At 63.7% G+C, this 17,074-nt stretch carries 18 protein-coding genes; 10 read left to right on the top strand and 8 right to left on the bottom strand.

Translation table 11 applies throughout. The features are described from left to right. Positions 1 to 134 precede the first annotated feature (134 nt). Together rlmN and C7T96_RS05940 are read left to right on the top strand one after the other, a co-directional pair. A complete protein-coding gene (gene rlmN, locus C7T96_RS05945; protein ID WP_106570258.1) occupies positions 135 to 1,370 on the top strand; it encodes a 23S rRNA (adenine(2503)-C(2))-methyltransferase RlmN in 1,236 nt (411 codons plus the stop codon). Continuing rightward, entirely contained in the window at positions 1,367 to 1,843 is a 477-nt protein-coding gene (locus C7T96_RS05940; protein WP_106570257.1) for a hypothetical protein, read from the top strand. The genes rlmN and C7T96_RS05940 overlap by 4 nt, the downstream gene beginning before the upstream one ends. Here C7T96_RS05940 and C7T96_RS05935 read toward each other — a convergent pair. Beyond that, positions 1,815 to 2,453, bottom strand: coding sequence for a LysE family translocator (locus C7T96_RS05935; protein WP_106570256.1), 639 nt, complete (start codon positions 2,451 to 2,453; stop codon positions 1,815 to 1,817). The two genes, C7T96_RS05940 and C7T96_RS05935, sit on opposite strands and share 29 nt — an antisense overlap. 430 nt (positions 2,454 to 2,883) lie before the next feature. Here C7T96_RS05935 and dctP point away from each other — a divergent pair, with 430 nt between their 5' ends. The 4 genes from dctP (at position 2,884) to C7T96_RS24150 (ending at position 6,408) form a co-directional block, all read left to right on the top strand. After that, the gene (gene dctP / locus C7T96_RS05930; RefSeq protein WP_106570255.1) at positions 2,884 to 4,008 is read left to right on the top strand and encodes a TRAP transporter substrate-binding protein DctP; all 1,125 of its coding nucleotides are present in this window, start codon (positions 2,884 to 2,886) and stop codon (positions 4,006 to 4,008) included. Between the two features lie 217 nt (positions 4,009 to 4,225). Continuing rightward, positions 4,226 to 4,846, top strand: a complete 621-nt coding sequence (locus C7T96_RS05925; protein WP_106570254.1) for a TRAP transporter small permease subunit — start codon at positions 4,226 to 4,228, stop codon at positions 4,844 to 4,846. Continuing rightward, positions 4,843 to 6,195, top strand: a complete 1,353-nt coding sequence (locus C7T96_RS05920) for a TRAP transporter large permease subunit (protein ID WP_106570253.1) — start codon at positions 4,843 to 4,845, stop codon at positions 6,193 to 6,195. Before C7T96_RS05925 ends, C7T96_RS05920 begins: the two co-directional genes overlap by 4 nt. Before the next feature lie 45 nt (positions 6,196 to 6,240). Then, the gene (locus C7T96_RS24150; protein WP_164749803.1) at positions 6,241 to 6,408 is read left to right on the top strand and encodes a hypothetical protein; all 168 of its coding nucleotides are present in this window, start codon (positions 6,241 to 6,243) and stop codon (positions 6,406 to 6,408) included. 13 nt (positions 6,409 to 6,421) lie between these two features. Here C7T96_RS24150 and C7T96_RS05915 read toward each other — a convergent pair whose 3' ends face one another. Beyond that, complete coding sequence (locus C7T96_RS05915; RefSeq protein ID WP_106570252.1) at positions 6,422 to 7,339, bottom strand: hypothetical protein; 918 nt, start codon at positions 7,337 to 7,339, stop codon at positions 6,422 to 6,424. 221 nt (positions 7,340 to 7,560) lie between these two features. Here C7T96_RS05915 and C7T96_RS05910 point away from each other — a divergent pair, with 221 nt between their 5' ends. Together C7T96_RS05910 and C7T96_RS05905 are read left to right on the top strand one after the other, a co-directional pair. Then, positions 7,561 to 8,784, top strand: a complete 1,224-nt coding sequence (locus tag C7T96_RS05910; protein WP_106570251.1) for an argininosuccinate synthase — start codon at positions 7,561 to 7,563, stop codon at positions 8,782 to 8,784. Between the two features lie 128 nt (positions 8,785 to 8,912). Continuing rightward, the gene (locus tag C7T96_RS05905; protein WP_106570250.1) at positions 8,913 to 10,103 is read left to right on the top strand and encodes an MFS transporter; all 1,191 of its coding nucleotides are present in this window, start codon (positions 8,913 to 8,915) and stop codon (positions 10,101 to 10,103) included. Here the strand turns inward: C7T96_RS05905 and C7T96_RS05900 are convergent. After that, positions 10,088 to 10,978 (bottom strand): LysR family transcriptional regulator, encoded by an 891-nt coding sequence (locus C7T96_RS05900; protein WP_106570249.1) that lies wholly within the window; start codon positions 10,976 to 10,978, stop codon positions 10,088 to 10,090. The genes C7T96_RS05905 and C7T96_RS05900 overlap by 16 nt on opposite strands. 107 nt (positions 10,979 to 11,085) lie before the next feature. On the opposite strand from C7T96_RS05900, the gene C7T96_RS05895 reads away from it, so the two are divergent. Next, entirely contained in the window at positions 11,086 to 12,042 is a 957-nt protein-coding gene (locus tag C7T96_RS05895; RefSeq protein WP_158264312.1) for an NAD(P)H-binding protein, read from the top strand. A 34-nt stretch (positions 12,043 to 12,076) separates the two neighbouring features. On the opposite strand, the gene C7T96_RS05890 is transcribed toward C7T96_RS05895, so the two are convergent. From C7T96_RS05890 to C7T96_RS05870, 5 genes are all read right to left on the bottom strand, one after another. Further along, positions 12,077 to 12,235, bottom strand: coding sequence for a DUF3309 family protein (locus C7T96_RS05890; RefSeq protein ID WP_106570247.1), 159 nt, complete (start codon positions 12,233 to 12,235; stop codon positions 12,077 to 12,079). A 77-nt stretch (positions 12,236 to 12,312) separates the two neighbouring features. Next, positions 12,313 to 13,581, bottom strand: a complete 1,269-nt coding sequence (locus C7T96_RS05885) for a TRAP transporter large permease (RefSeq protein ID WP_106570246.1) — start codon at positions 13,579 to 13,581, stop codon at positions 12,313 to 12,315. A gap of 46 nt (positions 13,582 to 13,627) precedes the next feature. After that, positions 13,628 to 14,113, bottom strand: a complete 486-nt coding sequence (locus C7T96_RS05880; protein WP_106570245.1) for a TRAP transporter small permease — start codon at positions 14,111 to 14,113, stop codon at positions 13,628 to 13,630. 36 nt (positions 14,114 to 14,149) lie between these two features. Next, positions 14,150 to 15,142: a TRAP transporter substrate-binding protein gene (locus C7T96_RS05875; RefSeq protein ID WP_106570244.1), complete on the bottom strand. Its 993-nt coding sequence runs from the start codon at positions 15,140 to 15,142 to the stop codon at positions 14,150 to 14,152. 48 nt (positions 15,143 to 15,190) lie between these two features. Further along, positions 15,191 to 16,390, bottom strand: coding sequence for a Xaa-Pro peptidase family protein (locus C7T96_RS05870; RefSeq protein WP_106570243.1), 1,200 nt, complete (start codon positions 16,388 to 16,390; stop codon positions 15,191 to 15,193). 162 nt (positions 16,391 to 16,552) lie between these two features. On the opposite strand from C7T96_RS05870, the gene C7T96_RS05865 reads away from it, so the two are divergent. Next, the gene (locus tag C7T96_RS05865) at positions 16,553 to 17,068 is read left to right on the top strand and encodes a winged helix DNA-binding protein (RefSeq protein WP_146149145.1); all 516 of its coding nucleotides are present in this window, start codon (positions 16,553 to 16,555) and stop codon (positions 17,066 to 17,068) included. Positions 17,069 to 17,074: the final 6 nt, after the last annotated feature.

Genomic DNA, 17,074 nt, shown 5'->3' with positions numbered 1-17,074 from the left:
ATGATTTTATAATAAAATATGATATTCATCAATTTTCATTTTTGAATGGTCGCAAGGCGGATGACGCAGGCGCTCGGTTCTGGTAAAGCCGCTGAAACTGGAAACCGGCTGCGGCCGACCATATTTCGAAGCCCATGGCCCTGACGATCGATCTGACTTCCGCCGAGAGCCGCAGCGCTCTCGCCGCCAAAACCGCGAAACCGGACAAGCCGACCCTGATCGGCCTGACCCGGGAGGAGCTTGCCGTCGCCCTGGTGGAAAGCGGGCTCGTGCCCGAACGCCAGGCCAGAATGCGCGCGCAGCAGCTCTGGCACTGGCTTTATGTGCGCGGCGTGTCCGACTTCGACGCGATGTCCAATATTTCGCGTGACCTGCGCGGCGCGCTCGACCGTCATTTCACCGTGGCGCGGCCGCAAATCGTCGAGGAGCAGATCTCGGCCGACGGCACCCGCAAATGGTTGTTCCGCTTTCCGCCGCGCGGCGCCGGGCGTCCCGTCGAGGTCGAAACCGTCTACATTCCCGAGGAGGGGCGCGGCACGCTCTGCATCTCCTCGCAGGTCGGCTGCACGCTGACCTGCTCGTTCTGCCATACCGGCACCCAGAAGCTGGTGCGCAATCTGACGGCGGAAGAGATCCTGTCGCAGCTCTTGACCGCACGCGACCGGCTCGGCGATTTCCCGCAGCGGGAAACGCCGATGGGGGCGATCGTTCCGGCCGAGGGGCGCAAGGTCTCCAACATCGTCATGATGGGCATGGGCGAACCGCTCTACAATTTCGACCACGTGAAGAAGGCGCTGTTGATCGCCTCGGACGGCGACGGATTGTCCTTGTCGAAGCGCCGCATCACCCTGTCGACATCGGGCGTGGTGCCGGAAATCTACCGCACCGGCGAGGAAATCGGCGTCATGCTGGCGATCTCGCTGCACGCGGTGCGCGACGACCTGCGCGACATGCTGGTGCCGATCAATAAAAAATATCCGCTGAAGGAGCTTCTGGAGGCGTGCCGGCGCTATCCGGGCCTTTCCAACGCCCGGCGCATCACCTTCGAATATGTCATGCTGCGCGACGTCAACGATTCGCTTGCCGACGCCAAGGAATTGGTTCGGCTGCTCCGGGGCATTCCGGCCAAGATCAACCTGATCCCGTTCAATCCCTGGCCCGGTTCCAACTATCAGTGCTCGGACTGGGAAACGATCGAGACCTTCGCCGATTATGTCAATCAGGCCGGCTACGCTTCGCCGATCCGCACGCCGCGCGGGCGCGATATTCTGGCGGCCTGCGGCCAGCTCAAATCGGAATCCGAGCGGCTGAAGAAATCCGAACGGCTTGCGCTCGAGGCGATGATGATCGCCGGGCACGGCGAGGCTTGACCCAGCTTCTCGTTCTTCTGGTCCGCTTCGCAATCATCATCGTCGGATATGCGGCCGCCGCGCTGGCGGCGAGCGGGTTTCTGCACGCCATCCTGCTTGGCAGGGCCCAGGCCGAATTGGGATCGGGCCCCGACGGTCTCGGTGCCTGGACGGTCTCGACGCTGTTCGTGGCGCTCTTGGTTTCCTACTACGCCTTCATTCCATCGATTGCTGCGATCTTGTTCGGCGAATTCTCGCGCAGACGGGAATGGCTCTACTATGCCGTCTGCGGCGGGGCGATCGCGGCCGCGGTCGCCGCCCTGCTCTACGGCGTCGACCAAGGCGCGGCGGCGTCGCCGGCCGACAGGCCGATCCTGCCGCTGCTGGGGGCCGGCATCGTGGGCGGCGTCGTCTATTGGGCCGTTTGCGGCCGCAGCGCCGGACGCTGGCGCGACCGGGCCGAACTCAACGCGCCTGAGCGGTCAGGATCTTGATCGCGAAGGCGGAAAACACGCCCGCGAACAGATAGTCGATCAGGCGCGTCACCCGCGGACTTTTCTTCAAGAACCCGGCAAAACCGTCCGCCGCGAGCACCATCGGGATGGTCAGCGGCAAAGAGAGCGGGATGAACAGCAGGCCGAGAAAGAACAACTTCCCCGACGCGTGCGGGTCGGAAACCGAGACGAACTGCGGCAGGAAGGTCATGAAGAACAAAATGATCTTCGGATTGAGCAGGTTGATCCCCAGCCCCGTCGCCCAGTTGCGGTAAAGCGACCGCGATTTGCCGGCGCGGGTTTCCGGCGAAAAGGCCGAGCCGTTTCGGATCGCCTGCCAGGCAAGCCAGACCAGATAGCCGGCGCCGGCGATTTTCAGCGCCAGAAAGGCCTGCGGCGAGGCGACGATCAGCGCCGAGAGCCCAAGCGCCACCATGCAGGTGTGGATGACGATACCGGTCATGGCGCCCACCATGCAGGCAAGCCCCGCCGCGCGCCCTTCCGACAGGGCGCGTCCCACGAACAGGGTCATGTCGGGGCCCGGCGTGATGGCGATGATGAAGGTCGCGACGGCGAACTGCAAAAGGACTGAAAATTCGGGTACGAACATGGGAACCTGGCACCGGACCATTGTTGCAGTGTCGAGGCTTCGCTTTACAGCATCGACGGCACTGCGAAAAGCTCGCCGCCGAGCCATCCCCGCCAGACTGCGCGCCAAGGCGAAGGTCCAAGCTGGTAGCGTTTGCCGATGACGCTTCGCAGAAATTCGAGCCGTGTCGGATCATTCAGATACAAGTGTTTGATTCTAAGTAATATTCTCAAAATCACAAATTTTGCTGCAGTGCAAATATGAACAAGAATGCAAAAGATATAAATTCAATATAGAATTTATGGTTTGATTACGAACAACATGAGAAATAAAACTTTCGTATTAGAAGCGGCTGCAGCAAAACCCTTGCCAATCACCGGATTGCACAAATGTTCGTATAGATTATTCTTGATGTGCTGAAACACGCGATAGGCATATCAGGGAGGAAAAAATGACGACCGATAAAATTTCGCGGCGACACTTTCTGAAAAACAGCTCGATCGCCGGGGCCGGCGCGGTGGCGACGACCACGCTGGCGACGCCGGCGGTTCTCGCGCAGGCCCCGATCACGTTGAAAATGCAATCGTCCTGGCCGTCCTCGGACGTCTTCCAGGAAATGGCGCAGCAATATGTCGAACGCGTCGAGGAGATGGCCGGCGGTCGGCTGAAAATCGACCTGTTGCCGGCCGGCGCCGTCGTCGGCGCCTTCCAGGTGCAGGATGCCTGTCACGACGGCATCATCGATGCCGCGCACACGGTTCCGGTCTACTGGTACGGCAAGAACAAGGCCGCGTCGCTCTTCGGCACCGGCCCCGTCTTCGGCGCCAATGCGACCGAGATGATCGCGTGGATGTATCACGGCGGCGGCAACGAGCTTTACCGCGAACTGACCCAGGACGTTCTGGGCCTGAACATCGTCGGCTTCTTCGCCTTCGGCATGCCGGCGCAGCCCTTCGGATGGTTCAAGGACGAAATCACCAGCGCCGACCAGGTAGCAGGCCTGAAATACCGCACGGTCGGCCTGGCGGCCGACCTGTTCCAGGCGATGGGAGCGGCGGTGGCACAGCTTCCCGGCGGCGAGATCGTGCCGGCGATGGAGCGGGGCGTGATCGATGCGTTCGAGTTCAACAACCCGACCTCCGACAGCCGCTTCGGGGCGCAGGACGTTGCCAAGAACTACATGCTGGCCTCCTATCACCAAGCCTCCGAATCGTTTGAGTTCATCTTCAACAAGGACAAGTATGAAAGCCTGCCGCCCGATCTGCAGGCGATCCTGAAATACGGCGTGGAGGCCGTGCATCTGGCCAATACGGCGCTGGCGCTCCATCAATATTCGGCCGATCTGGAAAAGCTGCAGACGGAGGCCGGCGTCAACGTCAAGCGCACGCCCGACGACGTCCTGAAGACCCAGCTCGACGCCTGGGACGAGATCCTGCCGCCGCTGATGGAGGATCCGTTCTTCGCCAAGGTGGTGGAAAGCCAGAAGGAATGGTGCGAGCGGGTGGTGTTCTACAGCCTGCAGAACGCACCGGACTACCGTCTGGCCTATCAGCACTATTATCCGGGCAAGCTCTGATCGTCTCGCAGGGCCCAGCCAGGGCCGATCTGCGTCCGGCTCCGGAGGCGTGGTATAGTCGCAAGCGGCGGGTTTCGGACCCGAGACCCGCCGTGCGCCGCGCGCACTCCGGACGACGACCGGCCCTGGCGTGGCGGGATGCGGCCGATAGGCGGCCGCGTCCCCCGCTCACGGCTTGCGGTTGAGCCTGGTCGAGACAATGCGGGGGCAAAGGGTGATGCGAAGCTATATAAGGTTTGCCGACAAATTGTCGGCCTGGTTCGGCAAGGTGTTCGCGTGGTGCGTGCTCGTGATGACCCTGGGGGTCGGTTACGAGGTTTTCGTGCGTTACGCGCTCAACGCGCCGACGCCGTGGGCGTTCGACCTGTCCTACATGATGTACGGGACGATGTTCATGATGGCGGGCGCCTATACCTTGTCCCGCGACGGTCATGTGCGCGGCGACTTCGTCTACCGGCTCTGGAAGCCGGCGACGCAGGCCAAGGTCGAGCTCATCCTGTATCTGCTGTTTTTCTTTCCCGGCGTGCTGGCGCTGGTCATTTCCGGCTGGAAATACGCCGGACGCTCCTGGCGCTATTTCGAAGTCTCCAGCATGAGCCCGGCCAACGTGCCGATCTTCCAGTTCAAATCGGTGATCATCGCCGCCGGCATCCTGCTGGTCTTCCAGGGCGTGGCCCAGGTTTTCCGTTGCGTGCTCACGATCCGCACCGGCGCGTGGCCGCTTCCCGAAGAAGACGTCGAGGAGCTCGAGACGAGGCTGCAGAAGGCCGGCCGTTCGGTGCTGGCGCACGGCTCCGAAGCGATCGACATCGTCACCCCGAAGGAAAGGCGTCCATGACCGATCCGCAAATCGCGATCCTGATGCTGGGCCTGTTCATTTTCGTCATCATGCTCGGCTTCCCGATCGCCTTCACCCTGATGGCGATGGGTATCGGCTTCGGCTATTACGCCTATTTCGACGCGGAGCGCATGCGCACCCTGTTCGACAATCGCATCTTCGATCTGTTCGTCAACCAGACCTATTCGGTGATGGCCAACGACGTGCTGACCGCGATCCCGCTATTTTTGTTCATGGGCTACATCGTCGAGCGGGCCAATATCGTCGACCGGCTGTTCGAGACCCTGAGCGTGGCGAGCCGCCGGTTGCCAGGGTCGATGGCGGTCGCGGCGCTGATCACCTGCGCGCTGTTCGCCACCGCCACCGGCATTGTCGGCGCCGTCGTGACGCTGATGGGGCTGCTTGCCTTTCCGGCCATGCTCAGGGCGCGCTACGACGAGCGTTTCGCGTCGGGCGTGATCTGCGCCGGCGGGACGCTGGGCATCCTGATCCCGCCCTCGATCATGCTGATCGTCTATGCCGCGGCTTCGGGCGTGTCGATCGTACGGCTTTATGCCGGGGCGCTGCTGCCGGGTTTCCTGCTGGCCGGCATGTATCTGATCTACATCGTCGGTCGTGCCACGCTGCAGCCTTCGCTCGCTCCGCGCCCGGACAAATCCGACGATCCGATACCGACGGCGCGGCTGATAGTGATGTTGCTGACGTCGTTCTTTCCGCTGGCGATCCTCATCCTGTCGGTGCTCGGCGCGATCCTGTTCGGTCTGGCCACACCCTCGGAGGCGGCGGCGATCGGGGCGATCGGCGGGCTCGTGCTGGCCGCCGCCTATCGCGCGCTGACCTGGGACAGGTTGCGCGAGTCGGTCTATCTAACGGTACGCACGACCGCCATGGTGTGCTGGCTGTTCGTCGGCTCGTGGACGTTCGCCTCGGTGTTTTCCTATCTCGGCGGCGAGCAGGTCGTGCGCGAATTCGTGGTCGGCATGGATCTGACGCCGCTGCAGTTCCTGATCCTGGCTCAGATCATCATCTTCCTGCTCGGCTGGCCGCTGGAATGGTCGGAAATCATCATCATCTTCGTGCCGATCTTCCTGCCCTTGCTGCCGCTTTTCGACATCGATCCGCTGTTTTTCGGCATTCTGATCGCGCTGAACCTGCAGACGTCCTTCCTAACGCCGCCAATGGCGATGTCGGCCTATTATCTCAAGGGGATCGCGCCGCCGCATGTGCGCCTGACGCAGATCTTCGCCGGCTCGCTGCCCTATGTCTTCATGGTGTTCATCACCATGGTCGTGCTTTACGTGCTGCCCGACATCGTGCACGCGCTGCCGAAGCTGTTCTACGGGCGGTGATGATGGTCAGGCACGCGATCGACCGCATTTCGGAGAGGTCCCACCATGCTCGTTGACCGCCTGTTCGCCCTGCTGGCCTTTGCGCTTCTGGCCGGGTTTCTCGGCATCATCGCCGTCAAGGTCCATCGGGTCGACCTCTACGTCGCCTGTCTGATCGGCCTCGGGCTGGCCGGTTACGACATGTGGCGCTCGCTGTTTCGCGGCAACCGATAGGACAGGGCGCTGGTCAGTCGCGCGCGGACTGGCTGGCGGGAACGCGCAACGAATAACCGCCGCCGTCCCAGAACCAGACGAATTCGTCGTCCTCGCCCGGCGGCAGCGCCACCAGGTCGGGCCAGCCGTCGGTTGCCGCGCCCGGATCCCAATGCAGCGCCATGCCCTCGCTGTTGAACACCTCGTGCCAGTCGGCCGCGGCGTTCAGGCGGGCGTGAACGGTGACGTTGCAGCCGGTATCGCCGAAATAGGAGCTCGCCCCACACAGGCTGGCGATCAAAAGCGCGCGCTGCGCATCGAGATCGACGCGCCGCGCCTGGACCTGGGGGGCAAAGCCGGCGGCGGCGCGGAAACGCGCGATCTCGTCGGCAAGCAGCTTTGTCGCGGTGTCGACGGCCTCGCCGATCTCTTCGAGCGCGATCGTCTCGTAGGCGGACATGTCGCGCGGCGAGCATTTCGGCGCGACCGCTTCGATGGCCTTGCGCGAGCCGCGCAGCGACAGGCGCGCCCGCACGGCGGCCGCGCCTTCTGCGAGTTCAACCGACATTTCGCCGCCGCTCTTCAGCGGATCGAGCAATTCGCGCGGCACCTTCAGCGCCACGCCTCTCCCGCTGGAGACGCGTTCAAGTTCGAAATCGGACCGGTCGATCCGCAACCGGGCGGTGTCGGGCAGGGCCTGGGCGTCGGTGTCGGCGGCGACGCGCAGGAGCAGCGTCCAGCGCTGTTCGCGGCAGTCGAGCTGCACGGCCTCGACGCCGCGGGCGGCGACCGGCGGCGGGGCGTATGCGATGGCGCCGAAAGGCGCGACCGTCCAGCGTTCGGCGGCCGATACCGGGCCGGCGAGCGCCAACAGGGCGAAAAGCGCGGCACCGGAGGCCGCAAGGCCGCCAATACGGCCGCGCCGCGTGGCGTGCGTGTGACGTGATGGCAAGGTTTCGTCCCCGCTTCCCGATTCGAGCCCCCCGGCAGATTAGCCGATCGCGAAAGGGGCGCAAACCGGGCCGCGGCAAGCGGTCGAGCCGGCCTTTTCGACGCGCCCGAGACGTCGATCGGAGGCGCGGCGACAGCCTTGCCCGGCCGTGCTTTCCTGATAAAAGGGCAGCGACTTCAAGGGCGCGCCCGGCGCCGGCAAATCGAAAGACGAGATATCCCATGAGCAAGTGGAACGACGTCAAGAAGGTCGTGCTCGCCTATTCCGGCGGTCTCGATACTTCCATCATCCTGAAGTGGCTGCAGACCGAGCTCGGCGCCGAGGTGGTGACCTTCACGGCCGATCTCGGCCAGGGCGGCGAATTGGAGCCTGCGCGCCAGAAGGCCGAGATGCTGGGTATCCGGCAGATCTATGTCGAGGACCTGCGCGAAGAGTTCGTTTCGGATTTCGTCTTTCCGATGTTCCGGGCCAACGCGCTCTACGAGGGCGTCTATCTGCTCGGCACCTCGATCGCCAGGCCGCTGATCTCCAAGCGGCTGGTCGAGATCGCCGAGGAGACCGGCGCGGACGCGATCGCGCATGGCGCGACCGGCAAGGGCAACGATCAGGTGCGCTTCGAGTTGTCGGCCTACGCGCTCAATCCCGACATCAAGGTGATCGCGCCGTGGCGCGACTGGGAGTTCAAGTCGCGCACGGCGCTGCTGGATTTCGCCCAGGCCCACCAGATCCCGATCGCCAAGGACAAGCAGGGCGAGGCGCCGTTCTCGGTCGACGCCAATCTTCTGCACTCCTCCTCGGAGGGCAAGGTGCTGGAAGACCCGTGGTCGGAGGCGCCCGAATATGTCTATCAGCGCACCATCTCGCCGATGGAGGCGCCCGACACGGCAACCGAGATCACGATTTCCTTCGTCAAGGGCGACGCCGTCGCCATCGACGGCAAGGCGATGTCGCCGGCCGCCATCCTGACGGCGCTCAACGATCTCGGCCGCGACAACGGCATCGGCCGCATCGACCTGGTGGAAAACCGCTTCGTCGGCATGAAATCGCGCGGCGTCTACGAAACGCCGGGCGGTACGATCCTGCTTGCGGCGCACCGGGCGATGGAATCGCTGACGCTCGACCGCGACGCGGCGCATCTGAAGGACGAGTTGATGCCGCGCTACGCCGAGCTGATCTATAACGGTTTCTGGTTCTCGCCGGAGCGCGAGATGCTGCAGGCGTTGATCGACAAGAGCCAGGAAGACGTCGAGGGCGAGGTGCGGCTGAAGCTCTACAAGGGCAATGTCATCGTCACCGGCCGGCGCTCGCCGAAATCGCTCTATTCCGACGCGCTGGTCACGTTCGAGGACGACCGCGGCGCCTACGACCAGAAGGACGCCGAAGGCTTCATCCGCCTCAACGCGCTGCGTTTGCGCACGCTGGCGGCGCGCGACCGGCAACGGTAACGCAAAGCGCGCGCGGCGATCGCCGCGCGCGCCGCCCTGGCCGGGTCTGGCGCAACCATTGGCGGGCCGTGTCGGTTCACGTTTTTCTAAATCGATTTAGAAGACATCGCGCAACAGGAGGCCTGGCGGTGCCGGCAACCGGAACGTCATCCACGGAGCTGAAGCGCGGGCGCTGGGCCGTCGCCGCGATCTTCCTTGTCAACGGGTTTCTGGTCGGATCCTGGGCGCCGCAGATCCCGGTCACGCTCGACCGCCTGCAGATCAGCGAATTCACGCTCGGCCTCCTGATCCTGGGCTTCGGCGCCGGCGCGCTGATCGCCATGCCGACGGCCGGCTACCTGATCGCCCGGCACGGCTCGGCGCCGGTGGTGCGCGTGCTGGCGCTTGCCTGTTCGTTCGGCCTGTTAGGTGTGGTACTGGCGCCCGGAATTGCCAGCGTGGCGCTGGCGCTGGTGGTATTCGGCGGGCTGATCGGCGGCACGGACGTGTCGATGAACGCCAACGCGGTGGGGGTGGAACGCCGGCTCGGGCGCGCCATCATGTCGTCCTCGCACGGATTTTGGAGCCTCGGCGGCTTTGTCGGCGGCGGGCTCGGCGGTTTCGCCATCGTGGCGCTTGGCGCCGTGGGCCACGGCCTCGCCGTGACTGCGATCGCGCTTTTGGCAACGGTGCTGGCGACCCGCCATCTGTCGGGCGAACCCGTGCCGGCCGCGGTGCCCGGCCGGCGCTTTTCATTGCCGCGCAACCCGCTGGTCTACCTGGTCGGGGTGATCGCGCTGTTTTCCATGGTGCCGGAGGGCGCGGTGCTCGACTGGGCCGCGCTTTATCTGCGCCAGGAACGCGGCGCGGACCTTGCCACGGCCGGGCTCGCCTTTGCCGGTTTCTCGGGAACGATGGCGCTGATGCGCTTTGCCGGCGATGCGGTGCGCGACCGGCTCGGCGCGGTGACGACCTTGCGGGTTTCCGGCCTGGTCGCCGCCGCCGGCATGATGGTGGCGGCCTGGTCGCCCGATCCCGCGCTGGCGATCGTCGCCTTTGCCCTGTCCGGACTGGGTATCGCCAATATGGTGCCTATCGCCTTTTCCGCCGCCGGCAATCAGGACGACATCTCCGCCGGCGCCGGGCTGAGCACGGTGACGAGCATGGGATATGCCGGGCTGCTGGTGGCGCCGTCGTTGATCGGCTTCATCGGCGAGCACACCGGCTTTGCGCCGATCTTTGCGGTGCTGTCGGGACTGCTGGTGCTCGTCGTACTGATGGCGGGCTTGGCCAGAAAGGCCGAATTCGCGCGCGGCGGACCGTCTCACTCGGCCGCATAGCGCGTGAGCCCTTCATGCAGAAAATCGGCGACCCGGCGGATGCGCGGGCTCGTGCGCACGTCACCATGCATGGCCAGCCACATCGGCAGGACGGGTAAGCGCATTTCGGGCAACAGCGTCTCGACGCTGTCGTCGCGGACGATCAGCGGGCGTTGAAAGAACCCGACGCCGTTGCCGGCGCGGATCGCCTGCCAATAGACGATCTGGCTGTCGCAGCGGAAGCGGAAGGCATGACGGTCGGCCTCGACGCCGAAACGGGCAAAACCCTCGATAATGCTTGCGTCGCGGTCGAAGCCGACAAGGTCGTGGGCGACGAGCTCGTCGGGTTGTCGCGGCCGGCCGCGACGCTCCAGATAGGCCGTGGCGGCGCAGGCGACGAGCGGGATGTCGGCGATCTTGCGCGCGACCAGGTCGAGCTGGGCGGGTTTGACCATGCGGATCGCGATATCGGCGTCGCGGCGCAGCAGGTTTTCGACCTGGTTCGAGGCGACGATCTCGATCTCGATGCCGGGCTCCTCGAGCGCCAGCGCGGCGGCGAGCGGCGGCAGGGCGTAGGCGGCCATCACCTCGCTGGCGGCGATCCGCACCGTTCCCGAGACCTGTTCGCTCGTGCCCAGCGCGAGCCGGGACAAGGCCGCGGCGTGCTCGCGAACGACGCGGGCCCGGTCGAGGAGCGCGGCACCATCCTCGCTCAGCACATAACCGCCACGGCCGCGCCGGAACAGCGTCACGCCGAGCGCGCGCTCCAGTTCCGCCACGTGCCGGCCGAGCGTGGGCTGGCTGGCCCGCAGGGTGCGGGCGGCCGCCGACAGGCTGCCGGCCTCGGCCACCGCCACGAAACTCTTGATCAGGTTCCAGTCGAGATCGTCGACCATCCGGCCACGCTACTATTCGATTTTGAATATCAAACCTGCATGTAGCAGCAATTTCAATTCAAGGAGGAATAAAGCATCGTGCTCCCGACATGGCAAGGGAGCTTCACATGCACACAATCATCATTCTCGGCGCGGCGGGACGTATCGGCGATGCGGCCGCGCGCGCTTTCCTGGATGCGGGCTGGCGGGTCAAGGGCGTGGCACGGGCTGCCAAGGCGGCGGCGCTGGCGCCGGGCGTCGAAGCCGTGCAGGCGGATGCGTTCGACCGCGAGGCGCTGGCGGCGGCCTGTCTTGGCGCCGACATTGTCCTCAACGCGCTCAATCCGGCCTATACGCAGTGGCAGGAAAAGGTGTTGCCGATGGCCGAAAACGTCATCTTCGCCGCGGAACGGGCCGGCGCGACGCACATGGTGCCGGGCAATGTCTATAATTTCGGCTACGGGATCGGGCTCGACACGACGGAGGACGCGCCCCAGGTCGCCTCGACATCGAAGGCGCGCATCCGGATTGCCATGGAAGAGCTGTTCGCGGCGCGGGCGCGCGAGCGCGGCGTGCGCACGATCGTGCTGCGCGCCGGCGATTTCTACGGCGGACAGAAGCCTGAAAGCTGGCTCGACATCTTCATCCTCGCCAAGCTGCGCAAGAATATCTTCACCTGGCCGGGCCCGATGGATGTGCCGCATGCTTTTGCTTACCTGCCGGATCTGGCGCGGGCCTTTGTCATGGTGGCGGAAAACCGCGGCGGTCTGGCGACCTTCGAGCGGTTTCATTTTGCCGGCCATACGCTGACCGGCACCCAGTTCAAGGCGGCGACGGAACAGGCGCTCGGACGTCCGCTGACGCGACGCGGCGTGCCGTGGACCCTGCTGCGCGCCGGCGGGCTCGTCGTGCCGCTTTTGCGCGAGGTGGCGGCGATGTCCTACCTGTGGCGCACGCCGCATTCGCTGGATGGCGGGCGGTTCGCCCGCCAGATCGGGCCGGAGCCGACCACCGATCCGGCCACGGCGATCGGCCAGGCGATCGCCGATCTCGGCCTCGATGCCCCGCGGCGGCGGGCCGCCTGAGCCGCGGGGCGGTCGGCCAGCCCGGTCGGCCCGGTCAGATCCGGCCGAGCAGGGCCAGGATCAGGATCACGAGCAGGATCGCGCCGACGAGCCCGGACGGGCCGTAACCCCAGGCGCGCGAATGCGGCCAGGCGGGGACGGCGCCGATCAGGATCAGAATCAGGATGATGATGAGAAGTGTGCCGAGCGTCATGACGCTCCCTCCAATGCGTGACTGATCCCCATCAATGCGCGAGAGGCCGCTGCGGTTCCCATCGAGGCGTGGGATCGTCAGATGAAGGTCGACGGCAAAAACATGGTGAGCAAGGGAAACAGCGCGATCAGCAGACCGACCGCCAGGATCGCTGCGATGAAGTACCAGATGTCGATCTTCACGATGCTGATGTCGGCGATATCAGAAGCGATGAAGGATTGCAGGCCCACCGGCGGCGTCAACGTGCCGAGCATCAGCGCGACGATCATCAGCAGCCCGTACTGGATGTCGGGAATGCCGTAACTTTGCGCCAGAGGCGCGAATAGCGGCACGAAGATCAGAAGCGCGGAGGTGCTTTCCAGAAACAGTCCTACCGCGAACAGGGCCAGCAACGTGATGATCATGAAAAGTACCGGGTTTTCCGTCATGCCGGTCATGATTTCGTTCATCATGAAGCCGAAACCCGTGACGGTCAGGGCGAAACCGAAGGAGGCGCTGGACGCGATGATGAACATCGGGACGGCGGTCGCCACGACGGATTCCTCCATGATGGAAACGAAGCTTCGCGGCGTGATCTCACGATAAACGACCGTTCCGAGGAAAAGCCCGTAAACACAGGCGATGACGCCCGCTTCGGTTGGCGTCACCATGCCGAACCGGATGCCGCCGAGGATGAGGACGGGCGCGAACAGGGCAGGCAGGGCGCGCAGCATCACCGGCAGTGTCTGTTTCCAACTTTGCCGTTCGCCCTTCGGATAGCCGCGCCGTACGGACAGGACGTGAACGATCACGATCAGAAAGACGAACAGGATAATGCCGGGAATGATGCCGCCAAAGAACAGGCCGCCGATCGAGGTGTTTGTGACCGAGCCATAGATGATCATGATGATCGAAGGCGGTACGATCGAGCTGATTATCGAGGCGGCGGCGGTCACTCCGGCGGCAAAGGGGGCGTCGTAGCCTTCCTGCTTCATGCGGGGGATCAACATGCGGCCCTGCGAGGCAACGTCGGCCGTTGCCGAGCCGGACATGCCGGAAAAGAACAGGCTTGCCAGCACGTTTACCTGCGCGGTCCCGCCCCGGCGATGGCCGATCAGGCAGGCGGCAAAGTCCAGAATGTGACGTGTCACGCCGCTTCGGTTCATGATGACGGCTGCGGCGATGAAGAAGGGGACAGCCATCAGCGTATAGGAGTTGATGGCGCCGAGAAGGCGCTCGGCGAGGACGTTGATCGGCAGATTGGAGAGTGCGAGCGAGGCGGCGGAAGACAGGATCATCGCCACGGAGACCGGGGCTCCCAAAAGCAGGATGCCCACAAGCAAGGAGAAAAGAACAATCGTTTCCACGGTGACCGTCTCCGCTCGGTGGGAGGATGAAAGGGAACCTTGCCTGTTAGTGCCGGCTGCGCAGCAGGGTCCGGACGATGAAAAAACTCATCAACGCCGCCCCGACGGGGACTGAGGCGTAGAAGACGACGGCTGGGAAATCCGGAAGGGTAAAGGCAGCAGCGGATCTGTTGCGCCAGGCCACGAGAAGCCCGGAGTACAGGATCAGGCCGGTCGCAAGGAGCGATAGCAGGTTGCGTATGATGGCGATCAGGCGCGCCGAACCGCTGCCGAGAAGATTGTCGATCAGGTCGACGCGGATATGCGCGTCGAGCCTGAAGGCGATCGCCGCGCCCAGCATCACAATCCACACGAACAGGTATCGTGACACCTCTTCGATCCAGGCTAGCGGTGCGTTGAAGAAATAGCGCAGCGTGACCTGCAGGAAGGTGAGAAAGATGGCCAGGAACACCAGCAGGGCGGAGAGCTTGACCAGAAAGAAAAACAGTCTCGATCCAGTCTGTTGACGATTATCGTTGGCAGTATCGCTCATTGCCCCCCCCGCCCGGCGTGGTATCAGCTTCGGTTCCTAGTCCTCGGCAGTCACCATGTCGATGAACTGCTGCGCATCCTCATAGCGCTCGGCGATCTCGCCGTTCAGCGGCGCCATGGCATCACGCCATTCCTGCGGATCGGCGGGCTCGACAATCGAGACGCCCAACGCAAGCAAACGGTCGTAGGCGGCCTTTTCTTCCGGGATTGCGACTTCCCTGTCGGACCAATCGCCCGCCTCGACCGCCGCTTCGCGCAAAAGGGTCCGGTCATCGGCGGAGAAGGCTGCCAAGCGATCCTGGTTCATGGCAAAAACCATCGTGCCGAACATGTGGTTGGTCTTGAGCAGCGATTTCGAGATTTCGTTGAACTTCATATCCAGCGCCGTGGCGGGCGGGCTGTCGAGGCCCTGTGCAATGCCTGTCTGCATGGCAGAGTAGACCTCGCCCCAGGTTACCGGCGTGGGGTTGGTTCCCAACAACTCGAACATGCGTATCCAGACGATGTTTTCCGGGGAGCGCATCCGCATGCCGTTGATCCCGGCCAGGGTGGTTGGCGCTTCGTCGACGAAAAGCAGGTCGCGGAAGCCGAGATGCATATAGGCAAGGACGACCGTCTTGCTGTTGTCGGCGATGCCCTCGGCAAGCTTCTGGCCGAACTCGCCCTGATAGAGTTCTCGTGCGTGGTCCCAGCCCTTGAAGGCAAAAGGCAGCGAGGTGACGGCCATGGGTGGATACGCACCGCTCAGCAACGGGGTCGAGGTTAGGGAAATGTCGATCCCACCCTGATTGACGAGATCATAGGCTTCCCGTTCCTGTCCGAGCTGGCCCCCTGGAAAGACGAGCACGTTGATGCGTCCGTCGGATTTTTCCTTGACCAACTGGGCAAAACGGTTGGCGGCCTTGTCGACCGTTCCGCCGACGGCGTGGTGGTGGGCAAAGCGCAGGGTCTCGGCTTGTGCCGCGGAAGCCCACAATCCCAGGGTCACCAACGCGGCGCCGGCGAGCGATAGTATTTTGGATATGCGCATGGGTCAGATCCTTTTTGCTTGAAGAAGCGGAACGGCGGACGCTTATGTTTAGGCGACCCGCTGGCCGATGACCGGCAGTTCGCTGGGAGCGATGCCGAGCGTCAGCAGGCGGAAACCGGTTTCGGTGACGACGACCAGGTCTTCGCTGTGGTAGAGCGAACCGACCTCGTCCTTGACCCCTGGCTCGATATTGAGAACCATACCGGGCTTCAGCGGCGTCTTGTCGCCTGGGCGCAGCATCGGGTTTTCGTGGAGCTCGACGCCGAAGCTGTGGCCGATATGCGGCATGTGGAAGGGCAGGCCCTGCTTGGCGAACTCTTCCTTGCACAGATAGAACAGGTCTTCGGCCAGGACGCCGGGCGCCACGGCGTTGATGGCGGCGGTCTCACACGCGATCAGCGCCGCATAGACCTGCTTCTGCATCTCGGATGGGTCGCCGGCCGAATAGGTCCGGGCGAAATCGCTCGCGAAAGCGCCATAGGTGCCGCCGACGTCGAACCGGATCAGATCTCCCGGCCTGGGCACGATGTCCTCGCGCGCGATCGCGTGCGGATGCGGCGTCCGTTCGCCGCTGGCGAAGCAGATGAACAAGGTGCCGTCGGCGCCGTAATTGATGATGTTGTTGGCGATCTTGTTCGCCATCATATGTTCGGTGTCGCCGAGCTTGCTGGCCTCCATCGCGTCCAGAACTGCGCGATGCGTCTGCTTGGTCGTCCTTTCCAGCAGCGCTATCTCGCTCTCGCCCTTGACCACCCGGATCGCGCCGACCAGGTGCGAGCTGTTGACGAACGTGACGTCGGGCAGGGCGGCGGTCAGGCGCGCGTGCGAGGTTACCGGAAGATAGTCGAGATCGATGCCGATGCGCCCCTTGGCCAGACCTGCCTGCTTGAGCGCGTCGACCAGCGCGTCGATCGGCTCGTCAACAAACTCGGTATAGGTGCGGATGTCCTCGATCCAAGATTCGGAGCGGGTCAGGCTTTCCTCGATGCTGCACACCACGGCGAAGGGGTTCGAGGCAGCGGGCAGAACGGCATAGGCCTGGCGCGGGCGGATCTGCTTCACCGTGAGAATGTAGGCACCGGATGCATAGGTGAAGTTTTCAGGGCTCATCGCGATTACGGCGTCGAGTCCCGCCAACTTCGGCAGCGCTCTCAAGGCGTCGGCATTCGGGGAAAAATTCATATCCATCTCCTGGTTGCAGGCACCTTCCCTCAGCAGGGCCAGCGCGTTGAAGATGGAAACTGACATTCTTTTGCCAGCGTATCAACGATAATCTTACGATAATCTGTCGGCAATTTGGTTCTAAGAAATTCCCGATACCCCTATTTTTGTTGTGAGACATGGGTGCCGGTGGTAGCTATCCCGTGTGCCGCTCGTCGAGCGGGCGCCAACAGAATGTGAGGTTTTCGCTTGGCAGCGCCGTCCACGGACATGGAACTGAAGAAACTGGCGGAGGATTTTTCGCCGGCCCTAACTCAGCTTGAGATCAGCTTGATCGTTACCCACAACGCGTTCCAGCAATGGGTTTCACGTTGTGGCGTGGCCGCCGGCGCGGCCGGCTTTTCATCGCTCGAACTGCTCGTCCTGCACATGATCAATTACGGCAACGGGACGAAGCGCATTGCCGATATCTGTTTTGCGCTGAAAATCGAGGACACGCACCTCGTCTCCTACGCACTGAAGAAGCTGACCAAGGCCGATCTGGTCGTCAGCCGCAAGGTCGGCAAAGATACGTTCTTTTCCTGCACGGCAACGGGCAAGGGTCTGGTCGACGAGTACGGACGCATCCGAGATCGCTGCCTCGTCCGGACCCTGTCGCGCTTCGCCGGCAAGGATCTCGATCTGGGCGAGATGGCCGACATGTTGCGGGTCTTGTCCGGGCTCTACGAGCAGGCGGCACGGCAGGCGGAGACCGCCCCCCTTTAGTTCGGA

Source organism: Nitratireductor sp. StC3, assembly GCF_003015025.1.
Classification (GTDB): domain Bacteria; phylum Pseudomonadota; class Alphaproteobacteria; order Rhizobiales; family Rhizobiaceae; genus Mangrovimarina; species Mangrovimarina alexandrii.
Note: the sequence above shows the minus strand (reverse complement) of the source record. Positions and strands in the feature narration are given on the sequence as shown.

Coding starts and splice junctions, on each gene's coding strand:
- C7T96_RS05935 (WP_106570256.1), bottom strand. CDS start 2,453: ATGTTCGTACCCGAATTTTCAGTCCTTTTGCAGTTCGCCGTCGCGACC.
- C7T96_RS05875 (WP_106570244.1), bottom strand. CDS start 15,142: ATGCGCATATCCAAAATACTATCGCTCGCCGGCGCCGCGTTGGTGACC.
- C7T96_RS05880 (WP_106570245.1), bottom strand. CDS start 14,113: ATGAGCGATACTGCCAACGATAATCGTCAACAGACTGGATCGAGACTG.
- C7T96_RS05925 (WP_106570254.1), top strand. CDS start 4,226: ATGCGAAGCTATATAAGGTTTGCCGACAAATTGTCGGCCTGGTTCGGC.
- C7T96_RS05895 (WP_158264312.1), top strand. CDS start 11,086: ATGCACACAATCATCATTCTCGGCGCGGCGGGACGTATCGGCGATGCG.
- C7T96_RS05900 (WP_106570249.1), bottom strand. CDS start 10,978: ATGGTCGACGATCTCGACTGGAACCTGATCAAGAGTTTCGTGGCGGTG.
- C7T96_RS05870 (WP_106570243.1), bottom strand. CDS start 16,390: ATGTCAGTTTCCATCTTCAACGCGCTGGCCCTGCTGAGGGAAGGTGCC.
- C7T96_RS05890 (WP_106570247.1), bottom strand. CDS start 12,235: ATGACGCTCGGCACACTTCTCATCATCATCCTGATTCTGATCCTGATC.
- rlmN (WP_106570258.1), top strand. CDS start 135: ATGGCCCTGACGATCGATCTGACTTCCGCCGAGAGCCGCAGCGCTCTC.
- C7T96_RS05920 (WP_106570253.1), top strand. CDS start 4,843: ATGACCGATCCGCAAATCGCGATCCTGATGCTGGGCCTGTTCATTTTC.
- C7T96_RS05910 (WP_106570251.1), top strand. CDS start 7,561: ATGAGCAAGTGGAACGACGTCAAGAAGGTCGTGCTCGCCTATTCCGGC.
- C7T96_RS24150 (WP_164749803.1), top strand. CDS start 6,241: ATGCTCGTTGACCGCCTGTTCGCCCTGCTGGCCTTTGCGCTTCTGGCC.
- dctP (WP_106570255.1), top strand. CDS start 2,884: ATGACGACCGATAAAATTTCGCGGCGACACTTTCTGAAAAACAGCTCG.